Here is a 14,161-nt window from a genome sequence, read left to right on the forward strand (position 1 = left end):
CCAATGCCGGCCTGCTCTACACCGCCAAGGGCACCGCCGCGCTTCTCGTGCCCGTGGCCAACTACCTCCAGCAGGCCACAAACAGCTGGGACGGCGTCTTCCTCGTCGCCGCAGGCGCCAACATCCTGGCCTCGCTGCTGGCCATCGGTGTGCTCAAGCCCTGGCGCAAGCGCGTGGTGGCCCAGGCACTTGCCGTCTCCGACGAGGCGAAGCCCGCCCCCCGCGTGGTCGCTGCCTGATCTCGGGCTGAGCCACCGACCATGACAGAGTGCGGGGGCCGGACGCCAAGTCCTGGCCCCCGCACCCGTTTCAGCACCCCGTGATCGCCTCCGCAGGAGATGTCCGATGCCGCCGACCTGGCACCCGATGCACACGGCTCCGCAGATCGTCGAGCGGATCTGGCTCAACCATCTGACACTCGGCCCGATCCTGGCCGAGGGCCGCCCCGGCCGCTGGTACGCCCCCAGCGCGGCCCGGCAGGTCTGGCGCTGGTACCGTCCGGTCGGACCGGACACTCTTGAACCCTTCGCCGGCTGGCTCCCCTACGCGGCGCTCGCGGCCGAGGAGAAGGACGCAGCTGCGCTGGACGACCCATCTCACGGTCTCTCAGATTCCCTTCCCGTTGCGGGGCAGCAGGGCCGTACCGCCTCCTTTGGGGGATAGACCGCACGGCTACCGGATCCAGAATGACGGAGGCCGCCCTCGTTCCGCCCATCAACAGCGCCGACTCCCCGCGCCGGTCATGCTAAGGCTGTCCCACAGATGAGTTGGGAGAGAGAGCTTGGCTGCCGACCCGCCGGTTCGCATTCTGCGCCCACGCGATCAACTCGACTATTACGACACGCGATCGGTCGTACTCTCCTCGGCGGTGACACCGATCCACGTCTGGAATGTCATCTCCTCAGAACCGCGACCGTTCATGGCATTCGCCTTTCGCGTGAGGGATGCGATCGCGGCGCGCTTCGGCGTGAAGGCCATCGGCGGCTTTTCAGGAGAACGACGGCTGCATGTCCGCGAGGGCGATAAGCTGGATTTCTTCCTCGTGGAACACAGCGCCCCGGATATGCTGGTCCTCACCGCGCGGGACCGGCACCTGGACGTCATGATCTGTCTCGCGACGTCCGGTCATCGTCTCACGATCACGTCGTCGGTCGTCGTCCACAATGCCTTCGGTCGGGCTTACATGGTGCCGGTCGCGCTGATCCATCGCTTGATCCTCGCTGCCGACCTGCGGCGCTTGAGGACGTCGTTGTGGCAGGAAGCCTCTGGTTCCGGCCCGTAGATTCTTCACTTGGACGGGGCCAGTCGATCGCCGAGCGCCCTTACTGGCGGCCATGAGGATGGGCCGGCCCGGTCCCACTCCAAAAGAGAACGGCGCACCTCGCGGCGCGCCGTTCTCCCGATTCGACGGTCCTGTTGGGACGGGCCGCCGCGCATCCGCCTCAGACGGCGCGTGCCTGGTGCAGGCGCTCGATCTGCTGCTGGGTGTAGCCGAGGTCGAGCAGGACCTCGTCGGTATGCTCACCGAGGAGCGGCGACGACTTGATCTCCACAGGCATGTCGGAGAACTTGATCGGGCTTCCGACCGTCAGATACGAGCCGAGCTTCGGGTGCTGGACCTCGACGATGGTCCCGCTGGCGCGGAGGGACGGATCCACCGACAACTCCTTCATAGACAGGACCGGCGAGCAGGGGATGTCGAACTTGCGCAGGATGTCGACCGCCTCGAACTTGGTCTTGTCGGCGAGCCACTCCTCGATCGTGCCGAAGATGTCCATGATCTTGTCCTGGCGGGCGCGCGCCGTGTTGTAGGCCGGATCGTCGATCCACTCTTCCTTGCCGATCGCCTTGCAGATCGGCGCCCAGGCATGACCCTGGATCGTGAAGTAGATGTAGGCGTTGGGGTCGGTCTCCCAGCCCTTGCACTTCAGCACCCAGCCGGGCTGGCCGCCGCCGCCTGCGTTGCCGCCGCGCGGCACCACGTCGGTGAACTCGCCGTGCGGATACTGGGGGTATTCCTCAAGGTAGCCGAGGGCGTCGAGGCGCTGCTGGTCGCGCAGCTTCACGCGGCAGAGGTTGAGCACCGAATCCTGCATCGAGACGGCGACCTTCTGGCCCTTGCCGGTCTTGTTCTTCTGGTGGAGTGCCGTGAGGATGCCGATGGCGAGATGCATGCCGGTGTTCGAGTCACCGAGGGCGGCCGCGCTCACGGTGGGGGGGCCGTCCCAGAAGCCGGTGGTGGAGGCAGCGCCGCCGGCGCACTGAGCCACGTTCTCGTAGACCTTCAGGTCCTCGTAATGGTGGCCATCCGAGAAACCCTTTACCGAGGCCAAGATCATGCCTGGGTTGAGTTCCTGGATGCGAGCCCAGGAAAAACCCATCCGGTCGAGGGCGCCGGGGCCGAAATTCTCGACCATCACGTCGGATTGCTTGATGAGGTTTTCGAGGACTTCCTTGCCCTCGGGGGTCTTGGTGTCCAGCGTCAGCGAACGCTTGTTGGAATTGAGCATGGTGAAGTAGAGCGCGTCGGCATCTTCCACATGGCGAAGCTGGGTGCGCGTCACGTCGCCGGAACCGGGACGCTCGACCTTGATCACATCGGCGCCGAACCAGGCGAGAAGCTGCGTGCAGGCGGGGCCTGCCTGGACGTGCGTGAAATCGATGATCTTGGTGCCCTCAAGCGGCTTGCTCATCTCGACGTTCTCCCTTTCGATCGTCATGCAACGATAATGGATCGGATAGTTCGACTGTCCGGTTCTGATCCGGAGCTCGTGTTGGCCCGGAGTCGGGCGAAATCTTTAAACCTGCGCGCTTCCACTCAGGCGGCGGCGCTTTCGAGTTCACTCAGACGCTTGCGCATCTGGCGTTCGTCGTTCCAACGCCGGGTCTCATCGCGGATAATGGCGAGGATACCGATCACCGAGCCGTCGGGTCCGTTGAGGAGACCAACGGTGAAGGCGATCGAGAGCGATCGGCCATCCTTGTGGAGCGCCGGCACGCGCAGCACCTCCGTGCCGTAGCGGGTAATGCCGGTCCGCATCGTCTTGGCGTAACCATCCCAGTGACGCTGGCGCTGGCGTTCGGGGGTGATCAGGTCGAGGGATTGGCCGAGCGCCTCGGATGACGAGAACCCGAAGATCCGTTCCGCCGACGCGTTCCAGACGACGATGGCCCCGTCGGGATCGGAGACGACGATTGCATCTCCGGCGGCTTCCACCAGTTGCGAGACGTTGATACCGGCGGGAATAGATTGGTCCGACATGGCCCGATTCGCGTCTTCGACTGGAACTGTGCTCATCGACTTCGCCGGCCGGCCCGGCCGTCAGGCGCGATGGAACATTTCGCTGCGGCTGAGCGGCACCAAGCCCGAAGTCGTCATCGAACGACCGGCTTTAGCCCAAGACATGTTGCGAATGCGAATGCTGCAATGCATCATTATGATCGCTTCCTCCATTTCGCGGAAAGGTCAAACCCCGCCCGAGAGATGTTCCGCGCACTTGCTTTTTCTGTGCGTCTACTGTTGGTATTTGGTATGCCAATGATTGCGGGCTGTCAACACGGATGCAGGAGTGATGGATGAAAGGGAACTCGGGCTCGCTTCCCGATCGTTGCCTAACTGCTACGCCCGGCAGGCGGCAGCTAAACGATCCTCGAGGAGACGTCCCGTATGGGCAGTGACGGCAGCATTACCATCAGGCAGATCGACGGTTATCGGTTCGAGATCGATTTCGGGGAGGCCTTCCCGAACCTCGCCGTCGACGAGGCGCCGCCTTATGGCAGCGGGGAGGGGCCTTTCCCCGAGCAGATCCTCGTCGCGGGCGTCACCAACTGCCTCTGCGCCAGCCTGGTCTTCGCTCTGGGCAAGTTCAAACAGGATGCCCCCGGGCTCGCCGCACGATCGAGCTTTCGCGTGGAGCGCAACGCGGAGGGCCGCTTGAGGATCAGCGGGATCGAGGTCGGAATCGCGCTTGGCGCTCCCGCAGCTACGATGCCGCGCCTTGATCAGGTTCTCGACCAGTTCGAGCGCTTCTGCACCGTCTCCGAGAGCGTCAAAGCGGGGATTCCCGTCACCGTTGCGGTGCGCGACGCGGACGGAACGCTGTTGAAATAGCTCCGAGTCGATGAACGGGCCGGCTCATTCCCCAAGACCTAGACGTCCAAAAGCACCGGCGAGACAACTCGCAAGATGAGAGGAAGGAAACGCCATGGCACACACGCGCGCGCAATCACCCGAAGACCTTGCCCGTCTCTTCAACGAGCGGGCCAATGCCGGCGACGTGGAGGGATTGGTCGCCCTCTACGAACAGGATGCGGTGCTTGCCGCCGGGAAAGTGGTGGCGACGGGGCAGCGGGAGATCCGCGCTTTCTACACCGACCTGCTTGCCCGTCGCTCCGAATTCCCGGCCGCCGAGGCGCTGCCCAGCATCCGTAACGGGTCCGTCGCGATGACCTTCGCGCGCCTGCCGAACGGCACGATCTCGGTGGAGACGGCACGGCTGCAGGACGATGGCGGCTGGCTTTGGATCATTGATCAATTGAAGATCAAGCCGGTGGCCGAGGCCAAGCCGGAATAGCGCATCACAAAACTGGCTGCCGCGAGGTTCACCGCATGATCGATCCACGACTCGCTGGGCGGCTGACCTTCGCCCATCGCTTGCCGAGCGTGTCACCGCCGCCCCCCGGTCGGCATTGGCTAGGCCTCTTCGACGAGCGGGATGCCATTCTGGTGGTCCCGCCGGGGATCAATCCGCGCCGTCCGACGCCGCTGGTCGTGCTCTTCCATGGCGGAGGCGGGAGCGCCGAGAAAATCCTGCCCATGCTGGAGCAGCACGCGGCGGCACGCGGATTTCTGCTTCTTGTCCCACAATCCCTGTTCCCGACCTGGGACCTCGTCATTGGCGGTCATGGGCCGGATCGCGAACGGCTCGACCTCGCTTTGACCGACGTGGCGTCGCGCTTCATGCTCGATCCGTTGCACATCGTCTTCGCCGGCCATTCGGACGGGGGCAGTTACGCCCTCTCCGCCGGCCTCGCCAATGGCCATGTGGTGACCCACCTCATCGTGTCGTCGGCGGGATTCCTGTCGGTTCACCTGCAATCCGGGTCGCCGCGCATCTTCCTTTCGCACGGGACACGAGACGAGCAGATCCCTATCGATCGCAGTGCGCGCGTGCATACAGCTCAATTGAGAGAGGCCGGCTACGACGTTACGTCAGTGGAGTATGACGGCCCGCATGCCTACCGGCCGGCCGTAGTGGCACAGGCCATGGAGTTCGTGTTCGGGCCTGAGGGCGACGGCCCGTAGAAGGCGGTCACCCTTAAGGAGTCGCTCAGAGCAGCGTCCGGTCCAACCGGATGATCCGGCACGGGTCGCCGCGCTTTGCCGCCGGTGCGCCGGGGGGGCGCACGAGAAGCGCTTCGGACTGGCCGAGCACCGAGAGCATCGAGGAATCCTGGCGCCTCTCGGCGTAGACCGTGGGAAAGCCGCCCGCCTTGGCCTCCACTCTCGCGCGCATGTAATCCTGGCGAACATCGTTGGCCGGCATGTCGGCGCCGAGGATCGCCGGCTCGCTGCGGTCCGCTCCGGCCTTGGGGTCGCCGAGAAGGGCGCGGATCGCCGGCACGACGAAGAGCAGGCCGCAGACCACGGCGGAGACCGGATTGCCCGGCAACCCGATGACCATCATCGGCCCGAGGCGCCCATGCATCAGCGGCTTGCCGGGGCGCAGGGCGACGCGCCAGAAGCCGAGTTCGAGGCCCTCGCGATGCAGGGCCGCCTGGACGAGGTCGTGATCTCCCACGGAGGCGCCGCCGAGAGTCACGAGGAGATCGGCTTTCGCGTCCCGCGCCCTTCCGAGGGCCGCTTCGAGGGATGCGAGGCTGTCGCCGGCAATACCGAGATCGATCGGTTCGGCGCCCGCCTCGCGGGCGAGGCTCGCCACCGCCAATCCATTCGAGGCCACGATCTGGTCCCAGCGGGCAGGTTCGCCCGGCGCCACGAGTTCATCGCCGGTCGCGAGGATCGCAACCCGCGGCCTGCGGCGAACCGACAGGGTCGCGTGGCCACCGGCCGCCGCGAGGGCGAGGCGGCGGGCATCCAGGCTTTCACCCGCCCGCAGGAGGGGATCGCCGGACCGGAAATCGAGGCCCGGAACGCGGATGTGGCGCTCGGCGGCCACCGTCTCCACGGCCGTGACCACGTTGTCGGAAACGTCGGCGTTCTCCTGAATGAGGATCGTATCGGCCCCCGCCGGAACCGGAGCACCCGTGAGGATCCGCACGGTCTCGCCGGGGCCGATCGTTCCGGCAAAGCCATGGCCCGCCGCGCTCATGCCGATGAGCCTCAGCGTCGCCGGAACGGTGGCGACATCCTCGGCGCGCACGGCGTAGCCATCCATCGCGGAAGCCGGGAAGGGCGGCTGCGTGCGCAGGGCGGCCACATTCTCGGCCAGCGTCCGGCCAAAAGCCTCGGCCACCGTGACCGTCTCGGCCGCCACCGGCTCGGCGGCGCTCGCGAGGATGCGCGCGAGCGCCTCCTCCACCGGAATGAGCGTGCTCACGAGGCGTCCTCGGCCCGGTACGAGCCGGACTTTCCGCCATCCTTGGCGAGCAAGTGAATGCCTTCGATCCGCATGCCGCGATCGGCGGCCTTCACCATGTCGTAGATCGTCAGGCAGGCGACCGAAACGGCGGTGAGGGCCTCCATCTCGACCCCGGTCGGACCGATCACCTTGACCTCGGCGGTGACGCGCAGGCCGGGCAGCGAGTCGTCCGGCACACATTCCACCCGGACCTTGGAGATCAGCAGAGGGTGGCAGAGCGGGATGAGCTCATGCGTGCGCTTCGACGCCATGATGCCGGCGAGCCGCGCCGTGCCGATCACGTCGCCCTTCTTGGCATCGCCTTCGCGGATCAGGCGCAGGGTCTCGGGCAGCATCACCACCACGCCCTGGGCGCGGGCGGTGCGGGTGGTGGCGGGCTTGTCGGAGACATCGACCATATTGGCGGCGCCGGCCGCATCGAGATGCGTGAGGGTGCTCATTTACCCACCTTGCCGAACAGGAGGCGCTTCGTCGCCTTGGTCACGTCCGCCTCCCGCATCAGGCTCTCGCCGACGAGGATGGTGCGGAGGCCGCCCTTTTCCAGGCGAAGGACGTCGGCATGGCCGGTGATTCCGCTCTCGGCGACGGCGATACGGTCGGACGGCACGCCTTTGGCCACGCGGATCGCCGTATCGAACGAGACCTCGAAGGTCTTCAGGTCGCGGTTGTTGATGCCGAGAAGCCGGGTGCCCAGCGGAATGGCGCGGGCGAGTTCCTCCTCGTCATGGACCTCGACCAGCACATCCATGCCGAGATCGTGCGCGGTCTCGACGATGGCCAGCGCCTCGTCGTCGTCGAGGCACGCCATGATCGCCAGCACGCAATCGGCGCCCCAGGCGCGCGCCTCGAACACCTGGTACGGTTCGAACAGGAAGTCCTTGCGCAATACAGGCAGCGAGCAGGCGTCCCGTGCCTCGGTGAGGTATTCCGGCTTGCCCTGGAAAGAGGGCGTGTCGGTGAGCACGGACAGGCAGGTGGCGCCACCCGCCTCGTAGGCGGCGGCGAGGGTGGCGGGGTCGAAATCCTCGCGGATCAGGCCCTTGGACGGAGAGGCCTTCTTCACCTCGGCGATGAGGGCGGGACGCCCTTGCGCGATATGGGCGGCGATGGCATCGGCGAAGGGGCGGACGGGCGCGGCCTTCTCGATGCGCTTCTCGAGCTTGGCGAGGGGTACGCGCAGCTTGGCTTCGGCGATCTCTCGGCGCTTGTAGGCCTCGATCCGCGAGAGCACGTCTCGCCGGTCGGTGGTGGCCGGTGCCGCAACCACGTCTGCCACGGGTTTCGCCTCGCTCATCGGGGCATCTTTCATGTGTTCGAGACCGCGACGAGGCGCGCGAGGGTCGCCCTGGCGGCGCCATCGTCGATGGCGGATGCCGCACGCGCCACGCCTTCCGCCAGATTCTGAGCGGAACCGGCGACGACGAGGCCGGCCCCCGCATTGAGAACGGCGATGTCGCGATAGGCGTTGCGCTCGCCCGCCAGGACGGCGTTCAGCGCATGCGCGTTATGGTCGGGATCGCCCCCGCGCAGATCCTCGAGGGTCCAGAGCGGCAGGCCGACGTCGCGCGGATCGATGGTGAAACGGCCGATCCGCCCGTCCTCCAGGGTGACCACCGGCGTCGGGCCGGTGACGGTGATCTCGTCGAGCCCGTCCGACCCGTGCACCGTCCAGACCCGCGTGCTGCCCAGTTCGCCCAGCACACGCGTCAGGGGTTCGGCCCATGCCTCGGTGGAGACGCCCAGAAGCTGGCGCTCGACACCGGCCGGATTCGAGAGTGGCCCGAGCAGGTTGAAGATCGTCCGCGTCGGCAGTTCGGAGCGCACCGGCGCCACGTGGCGCATGGCGCCGTGATGGGTCTGGGCGAACATGAAGCAAAGGCCGGCCTGCGCGAGGCAGCGGGCCAGCCCGTCCGGGTCGAGGCCGATCCTGACCCCAAGGGAAACGAGGACATCGGCCGCACCCGAGCGCGAGGTGGCCGCGCGGTTGCCGTGCTTGGCCACGGGCACGCCGCAGGCCGCCGTGAGGATCGCGGCGAGAGTCGAGACGTTGTAGCTGCCCGAATGATCGCCACCGGTGCCGACGATATCGATGGCGCCGGGCACCGGGGCCACGCGCACCATCCGCGCCCGCATGGCCTCCACCGCGCCAACGATCTCATCCTCGGCTTCGCCGCGGACCTTCAGGGCGATGAGGAAGGCGCTGGCCTGGACCGGCGTCACTTCGCCGGAAAGCAGGTCGTCGAAGGCGGCGCGCGCCTCCGCCCGGTCGAGACTCGACCCGGCCGCGACTTTCGCGAGGAGCGGCTTGAAGGTGTCCATGGCTGTTCGACGCGTAAGTCAGTACTGACTGACGCGTCAATGCACGCCGGACCCTCGCTTGTCACGCCCCGCGTTCCAAGCGGCGGCGATGTCGAGGAAGTTGCGCATAATCTGCGAGCCGTGATGTGAGAGGACGCTCTCCGGGTGGAACTGCACGCCGTGGACCGGCAGTGTGGCGTGTTCCAGCGCCATGATGAGCCCGTCCGCTTCCGCCGTGACGATGAGGTCCTGCGGGCACCCGCCTCGCTCCACCACGAGGGAATGGTAGCGCGTGGCATCGAAGGGGCCGTTCAGCCCGCGAAAGACCCCCGTCGCCCTGTGGGTGATGCTCGAGACCTTGCCGTGCATGGGCTTTGGCGCCCGCACCACGTCGCCGCCGAAGGCCTGCCCGATCGCCTGGAGGCCGAGGCAGACTCCGAAGATCGGCACCTCGCCGGAGAGGTCGCGCACCACGTCGAGGCAGATGCCGGCCTCGTTGGGCGTGCACGGCCCCGGCGACAGCACCACCGCATCGGGAGCGCGCTCGCGGATCTCGTCGATGGTGATCCGGTCGTTGCGCACGACATTGATCGATCCGCAAAGCGGCCCGATGAGATGGACGAGATTCCAGGTGAAGGAATCGTAATTGTCGATGACGAGGACGTTGGCCATGATCGCGCTTCTCTTGATCCCCCTCGTGTGACGAGGTGAGCCGAGAGGGTCAAGCGTTCTCGCGCCGCGCCCGCTTTCAGGCCCCGATCGTCGGATGCCGGACGGCGGCGCCGTCCCCCAAATGCGCGCGGATGAAGGCACCGGCGCTCGCAAGCGATTGCCGCCCCTCGGCGAGTTGCGGATAGAACATGTGCCAGGCATGGATCATGTGCGGCCAGACTTGGAGCGTCACGGCGACGTCCGCCGAGGCGGCCACCCCGGCGAGGCGAAGGGAATCGTCCAGCAGGGTCTCGGCGCTGCCGACCTGGATCAGCATCGGCGGCAGGCCGCCGAGGTCGGCGTGAAGCGGCGAGATCAGCGGGGTCGCAGCATTCTTTCCTGCGCAATAGGCCTCCGCGAGTTCCGTCAGGTATTCCCGCTGGATCAGGGGATCGACCGCCGCCTTGGTGTCCATGCTGTCACCGGTCATCTCCAGATCGACCCAGGGCGACGTGAGCCAAAGACAGCGCGGAAGCGGCAGGCCGGCATCACGCAGCGAGAGGGCCGTCGCGAGGGCAAGCCCGCCGCCAGCGCTCTCCCCGGACAGGACGATGTTTCCGGGGCTGACGCCCGAATCGAGGAGGAAACTGTAACCCGCCAGGGCGTCATCGAGGGCCGCGGGAAACGGATGTTCCGGCGCGAGCCGGTAATCCAGGGCCAGCGTGCGTGCTCCGGCGGCGCGGCCCGTCTCGGCCATCATGTGCCGGTGGCTGTTGAGCGAGCCGGACACGTACCCGCCGCCATGCAGGAACAGGACGACGCGGGCCGGGTCGGCCTCCGGGCTCACGGTCCATTCGGCCGCCACCCCGCCGGCATCGACGGGCACGACCGTCACGTCGTGGGGGACAGGATAATGCGCGCCGAATCCATCGAGCCGCTCACGGCGCTCGGCGAGGTTCGAAGATCGTGGACTGGCCGCGAGGAGATCCCTGACGGCATCGATCTCGGTCCCAGCCATCACGTCCCTCCGCCATCGCAACCGGCCGATATACGACCGCTTCGATGTCTATCGGCAATCGCGGGACGAGCGGAAGGGCTGCCTTGGTACGCGGAAGGACTACTGCCCCCGCCGCGCCCGGCTCGCGAACATCACCGCATCCTCTGCGGCGCGGAAAAGGGCTTTGGCCTTGTTCACGCATTCCTGCTGCTCGGAGGCCGGATCGGAATCGTAGACGATGCCGGCGCCAGCCTGAACATGCATCCGCCCGTCCTTCACGATGGCGGTGCGCAGAACGATGCAGGTGTCCATCTCGCCGCGCGCGCCGAAATAGCCGATGCAGCCGCCATAGGGTCCGCGCTTCTCACGTTCCAATTCGTCGATGATCTCCATCGCCCGGACCTTGGGAGCACCGGAGACCGTGCCCGCCGGAAACCCGGCCGACAGGGCATCGAGCGCGTCGTGGCTCGGATCGAGATCGCCCTCGACATTCGAGACGATGTGCATGACCTGGCTGTAATATTCGAGGAAGAACGACCCCGTCACGGTCACGCTGCCGATGCGCGAGACCCGACCGACATCGTTGCGGCCGAGATCGAGCAGCATCAGGTGCTCTGAGCGTTCCTTCGGATCGGCCAGCAGTTCCTCGGCCAGGGCCTTGTCCTCGGACGGCGTGGCACCGCGCCGGCGCGTGCCGGCGATGGGGCGGATCGTGACGCGGCCCTCGCGCACCCGAACCAGGATCTCGGGCGAGGAGCACACGACCTGGAAATCCTCGAAGTCGAGGTAGCACAGGAAGGGAGCCGGGTTGGTCCGCCGCAGGGAACGGTAGAGGGCAAAGGCCGGCAGCGTGAACGGCGCTTCGAAGCGCTGGGACAGCACGACCTGGAAGACATCACCGGCGACGATGTACTCTTTCGCCCGTGCGACCATGTCCAGATAGGCATCGGGCGTCGTGTTCGAGACCGGCTCGGGATGGGCGATGGAGCGGGGGTCGATCCGCGATTCCACCGGAAGCGGACCTTCTAGGACATCGGCCACGCGTTCCAGACGGGCGAGGGCGCCCTCATAGGCCGCGCGCGCCGAAACCCCTGCGCTCGGGCGCACCGGGCCGACCACGGTGATGATGTCGCGCACGGCATCGAACACCACCATGACGCGCGGCCGGACGAGGATCGCGTCGGGAACGCCGAGGGGATCCGGGTTCGACTCCCCGAGCCGTTCCATGGCCCGGACCATGTCGTAGCCGAGATAGCCGAAGAGTCCTGCCGCCATGGGGGGAAGCTCGGTGCCGTCATCGGCTCCGATGGCGCTCTCGGCGATGAGGGAGCGGAGGCTCGCCAGCGGCGAGGCGTCGTCGGGCTCGAACACCGACAGGTCGCTGCACCGCGCGGTCTCCGGCCGGCCGTCGCGGCAGCGCCAGGCGAGGTCGGGGTCGAGGCCGATCATCGAATAGCGGCCGCGCACCGCACCGCCTTCGACGGATTCGAGCAGGAAGGCCGGCCCGGCATGAACCGCGCGCAGCTTGAGGAAAGCCGCGACCGGAGTTTCCAGATCGGCCACCAGGGTCAGGTTGAGGAGGGTCGGCCGCCCTGCCTCGTAGGCCTCCGCGAAGGCGGCGTAATCCGGCTCCTGAAACATGGTCGGTTCAGTACTCGCCGCCGATCGCGCGCCGGAACGCCGTCTGGTTGACGGTGATCCCCACGCTCTTCTGAACGTCGGCGATGTACTCGCCGAGGATGTCGTCGATGAGGGTCGCCTGGAACCGCTTCGAGATCGCCGCGTCGGAGGCGCTGCCGGGCACGAAGGCGGGCATCGTCGCCGCCGTGACCTTGGCGACCACGCGCGACTCGCCGGATTCCACCGAGACGGCCTTGTCCACCGGGACGGCGAAGAGGCGGTTGACCACGTCGGCCGAGAGGCCGTCCTTGGCCTGGCTGCGGGCGATGTCCGTGGAGGTCTGCACCTGCACGCCGACTTCCGTCGCCAGCGTGTCGATGGCCTCGCCCTTGTCCAGGCGCTCGGTGAGGCTGCGGGCCTTCTCCGACAGGCGCTTGGCCACCTCTGCGGCACGCCATTGCGCAACGGCCTGGTCGCGCACCTGGTCGAGGGGCTTGTCGTGGGCGTGGTCGATGCCGGTGACGTCGACCCAGACGTAGCCGCCCGACTTCAGGCGAAGCGCCTCGGTGTCGCTCCCGATCTCGGAGCGGAACACGATCGGCAGCGTCGTGTCGCGATCCGGGATGGAATCGACGAGCTTGCCCGACGGGTCGAGCCCCTGGGCGCTCACCGCCGGCACCGTCACGAGGGTGAGGCCCCGCTCCTTGGCGATCTCGGCCAGCGGCTTGCTGTTGGCGCGCTCGTCCTCGATCGCGTCGTGGTCCTTCTCGACGGCGGTCCTGGCGCGCTCGAGAGCGATCGTCTTGCGGATCTCCGGCGCCACGTCGGCGAGGGGCTTGCGTGTCTCGGGTTCGATGGCGGTGACGCGGAGAAGCACGGTGCCGAAGCGACCCTTGACCGGGGCGCTCACGGTGTTCTGAGCAAGCGAGAACGCGGCATCCGCGACGGCCGGGTCGAACAGGTCGGCCTTCGTGAGGTTGCCGAGGGACAGTTCCTTCGCATCGACGCCGCGCGCGACCGCGACGGCCTCGAATGGCTTCTCGCCGGATTCGATCTCCTTGCGCGCCGCCTCGGCGGAGGCCTCGTCGGGGAACACGATCTGCTGGATCGTGCGCCGCTCCGGCGTGCCGTATTGCGCCTTGGCGAGATCGTAGCGCTTCTGCACATCCTCCTCAGTGACCGCGTCGGGCTTGGCCATCGCCTGTGGATCGAGGGCGAGGAGGGTCACGGCCCGGTAGTCCGGTGCGCGGAATGCGCTCTTGTTCTCGTCGTAGAAGGTCTTCACCTCCTCGTCGGTCGGTGCGGGAATGTCACCCGCCGCGGACGGGGGCAGCATCAGGAAAGACGCCGCGCGGCGCTCGGTGGTGTAGCGATGCACGGCCTCGCGCAGGGCGGCGGGGACGTGGATGTCCGCGGCCACGGCCTCGGCGATCTGGAGCCGTCCGGCGGCGGCGCGCTGGTCACGCACGAACATCGCCTCGTTGATCCCGGCGCGCTGCAGCGTCTGGAAGAAGAGGGTCTGGTCGAAGGAGCCGTTGGCCCCCTTGAAGGTCGGCTCTTCCTGAATCGCGCGCAGCACCGCCGAATCGGGGATCACGAGCCCGAGATCCTTGGCCTGCTGGTCGAGGGAGGCCTCGCTGATCAGCTGAGAGAGAACCTGGCGATCAAGACCGAGGCCTCTGGCCTGATCGGGTGTCAGGCTGCGCTGGAGCTGGCTCTGGTAGCGCTGCAGCTGCAGCTGGTAGGCCGACCGTACCGCCTCCGAGGTGATCTGCGTCTTGCCCACCGTGGCCACGGTCGTGGCGGAGTTCGAGCGGAAGAAATCTTCCACGCCGAAGATCGCGACGCCAGCGATGAGGAAGGTGAAGACCACCGTGAGAATGATCTTGCCGAGCCAATGCTGGCTCGCACTACGCATGTTCTGCAGCATCGGAAGGTTCGAAAATCCGTCGTGATGGCGCGCCGGGGCACGGCTCCAAGCCGCCCGCGATAG

The 14,161-nt window shown here is 67.1% G+C and carries 15 protein-coding genes and 1 pseudogene; 6 read left to right on the top strand and 10 right to left on the bottom strand.

The window, feature by feature from the left end; all coding sequences use genetic code 11:
* The 3 genes and pseudogenes from FV220_RS07880 to FV220_RS07890 all read left to right on the top strand — a co-directional run.
* Nucleotides 1-239: pseudogene (locus FV220_RS07880) on the top strand (oxalate/formate MFS antiporter); the annotation flags it as partial.
* 106 nt (nucleotides 240-345) lie between these two features.
* On the top strand, nucleotides 346-663 hold the full coding sequence (locus tag FV220_RS07885) for a hypothetical protein (RefSeq protein ID WP_147830549.1): 318 nt from the start codon (nucleotides 346-348) through the stop codon (nucleotides 661-663).
* 118 nt (nucleotides 664-781) lie between these two features.
* Nucleotides 782-1,282, top strand: a complete 501-nt coding sequence (locus tag FV220_RS07890; RefSeq protein WP_147830566.1) for a DUF2867 domain-containing protein — start codon at nucleotides 782-784, stop codon at nucleotides 1,280-1,282.
* Nucleotides 1,283-1,442: 160 nt separating this feature from the next.
* On the opposite strand, the gene frc is transcribed toward FV220_RS07890, so the two are convergent.
* Both frc and FV220_RS07900 read right to left on the bottom strand, forming a co-directional pair.
* Complete coding sequence (gene frc / locus FV220_RS07895; RefSeq protein WP_147830568.1) at nucleotides 1,443-2,693, bottom strand: formyl-CoA transferase; 1,251 nt, start codon at nucleotides 2,691-2,693, stop codon at nucleotides 1,443-1,445.
* Nucleotides 2,694-2,818: 125 nt separating this feature from the next.
* Nucleotides 2,819-3,262: a PAS domain S-box protein gene (locus tag FV220_RS07900; RefSeq protein ID WP_147830570.1), complete on the bottom strand. Its 444-nt coding sequence runs from the start codon at nucleotides 3,260-3,262 to the stop codon at nucleotides 2,819-2,821.
* Nucleotides 3,263-3,667: 405 nt separating this feature from the next.
* On the opposite strand from FV220_RS07900, the gene FV220_RS07905 reads away from it, so the two are divergent.
* From FV220_RS07905 to FV220_RS07915, 3 genes are all read left to right on the top strand, one after another.
* Nucleotides 3,668-4,111: an OsmC family protein gene (locus FV220_RS07905; protein WP_147830572.1), complete on the top strand. Its 444-nt coding sequence runs from the start codon at nucleotides 3,668-3,670 to the stop codon at nucleotides 4,109-4,111.
* 94 nt (nucleotides 4,112-4,205) lie between these two features.
* Entirely contained in the window at nucleotides 4,206-4,574 is a 369-nt protein-coding gene (locus tag FV220_RS07910; RefSeq protein ID WP_147830574.1) for a hypothetical protein, read from the top strand.
* A 35-nt stretch (nucleotides 4,575-4,609) separates the two neighbouring features.
* On the top strand, nucleotides 4,610-5,305 hold the full coding sequence (locus tag FV220_RS07915; protein ID WP_147830576.1) for an esterase: 696 nt from the start codon (nucleotides 4,610-4,612) through the stop codon (nucleotides 5,303-5,305).
* Nucleotides 5,306-5,330: 25 nt separating this feature from the next.
* On the opposite strand, the gene glp is transcribed toward FV220_RS07915, so the two are convergent.
* The 8 genes from glp to FV220_RS07955 all read right to left on the bottom strand — a co-directional run bounded on the left by glp (nucleotide 5,331) and on the right by FV220_RS07955 (nucleotide 14,098).
* Nucleotides 5,331-6,560, bottom strand: a complete 1,230-nt coding sequence (gene glp / locus FV220_RS07920) for a gephyrin-like molybdotransferase Glp (protein ID WP_147830578.1) — start codon at nucleotides 6,558-6,560, stop codon at nucleotides 5,331-5,333.
* The gene (moaC, locus tag FV220_RS07925; RefSeq protein ID WP_147830580.1) at nucleotides 6,557-7,042 is read right to left on the bottom strand and encodes a cyclic pyranopterin monophosphate synthase MoaC; all 486 of its coding nucleotides are present in this window, start codon (nucleotides 7,040-7,042) and stop codon (nucleotides 6,557-6,559) included. The genes glp and moaC overlap by 4 nt, the downstream gene beginning before the upstream one ends.
* Complete coding sequence (gene trpC / locus FV220_RS07930) at nucleotides 7,039-7,896, bottom strand: indole-3-glycerol phosphate synthase TrpC (protein ID WP_147830582.1); 858 nt, start codon at nucleotides 7,894-7,896, stop codon at nucleotides 7,039-7,041. Before trpC ends, moaC begins: the two co-directional genes overlap by 4 nt.
* Before the next feature lie 11 nt (nucleotides 7,897-7,907).
* Nucleotides 7,908-8,921, bottom strand: a complete 1,014-nt coding sequence (trpD, locus tag FV220_RS07935) for an anthranilate phosphoribosyltransferase (RefSeq protein ID WP_018044746.1) — start codon at nucleotides 8,919-8,921, stop codon at nucleotides 7,908-7,910.
* A 36-nt stretch (nucleotides 8,922-8,957) separates the two neighbouring features.
* A complete protein-coding gene (locus FV220_RS07940) occupies nucleotides 8,958-9,572 on the bottom strand; it encodes an aminodeoxychorismate/anthranilate synthase component II (protein WP_147830584.1) in 615 nt (204 codons plus the stop codon).
* A gap of 76 nt (nucleotides 9,573-9,648) precedes the next feature.
* On the bottom strand, nucleotides 9,649-10,569 hold the full coding sequence (locus FV220_RS07945; RefSeq protein ID WP_147830586.1) for an alpha/beta hydrolase: 921 nt from the start codon (nucleotides 10,567-10,569) through the stop codon (nucleotides 9,649-9,651).
* A gap of 99 nt (nucleotides 10,570-10,668) precedes the next feature.
* The gene (gene trpE / locus FV220_RS07950) at nucleotides 10,669-12,189 is read right to left on the bottom strand and encodes an anthranilate synthase component I (RefSeq protein WP_147830588.1); all 1,521 of its coding nucleotides are present in this window, start codon (nucleotides 12,187-12,189) and stop codon (nucleotides 10,669-10,671) included.
* Between the two features lie 7 nt (nucleotides 12,190-12,196).
* On the bottom strand, nucleotides 12,197-14,098 hold the full coding sequence (locus tag FV220_RS07955; protein ID WP_147830590.1) for a peptidylprolyl isomerase: 1,902 nt from the start codon (nucleotides 14,096-14,098) through the stop codon (nucleotides 12,197-12,199).
* Between the last annotated feature and the right edge of the window lie 63 nt (nucleotides 14,099-14,161).

The organism is Methylobacterium sp. WL19 (genome assembly GCF_008040005.1).
Classification (GTDB): Bacteria; Pseudomonadota; Alphaproteobacteria; order Rhizobiales; family Beijerinckiaceae; genus Methylobacterium; species Methylobacterium bullatum.

Bases quoted from the DNA above. Each gene is read 5' to 3' on its own strand.
- FV220_RS07885 (WP_147830549.1), top strand. From the start codon at position 346: ATGCCGCCGACCTGGCACCCGATGCACACGGCTCCGCAGATCGTCGAG.
- frc (WP_147830568.1), bottom strand. From the start codon at position 2,693: ATGAGCAAGCCGCTTGAGGGCACCAAGATCATCGATTTCACGCACGTC.
- FV220_RS07900 (WP_147830570.1), bottom strand. From the start codon at position 3,262: ATGTCGGACCAATCTATTCCCGCCGGTATCAACGTCTCGCAACTGGTG.
- FV220_RS07905 (WP_147830572.1), top strand. From the start codon at position 3,668: ATGGGCAGTGACGGCAGCATTACCATCAGGCAGATCGACGGTTATCGG.
- FV220_RS07910 (WP_147830574.1), top strand. From the start codon at position 4,206: ATGGCACACACGCGCGCGCAATCACCCGAAGACCTTGCCCGTCTCTTC.
- FV220_RS07915 (WP_147830576.1), top strand. From the start codon at position 4,610: ATGATCGATCCACGACTCGCTGGGCGGCTGACCTTCGCCCATCGCTTG.
- moaC (WP_147830580.1), bottom strand. From the start codon at position 7,042: ATGAGCACCCTCACGCATCTCGATGCGGCCGGCGCCGCCAATATGGTC.
- trpC (WP_147830582.1), bottom strand. From the start codon at position 7,896: ATGAGCGAGGCGAAACCCGTGGCAGACGTGGTTGCGGCACCGGCCACC.
- trpD (WP_018044746.1), bottom strand. From the start codon at position 8,921: ATGGACACCTTCAAGCCGCTCCTCGCGAAAGTCGCGGCCGGGTCGAGT.
- FV220_RS07940 (WP_147830584.1), bottom strand. From the start codon at position 9,572: ATGGCCAACGTCCTCGTCATCGACAATTACGATTCCTTCACCTGGAAT.
- FV220_RS07945 (WP_147830586.1), bottom strand. From the start codon at position 10,569: ATGGCTGGGACCGAGATCGATGCCGTCAGGGATCTCCTCGCGGCCAGT.
- trpE (WP_147830588.1), bottom strand. From the start codon at position 12,189: ATGTTTCAGGAGCCGGATTACGCCGCCTTCGCGGAGGCCTACGAGGCA.
- FV220_RS07955 (WP_147830590.1), bottom strand. From the start codon at position 14,098: ATGCTGCAGAACATGCGTAGTGCGAGCCAGCATTGGCTCGGCAAGATC.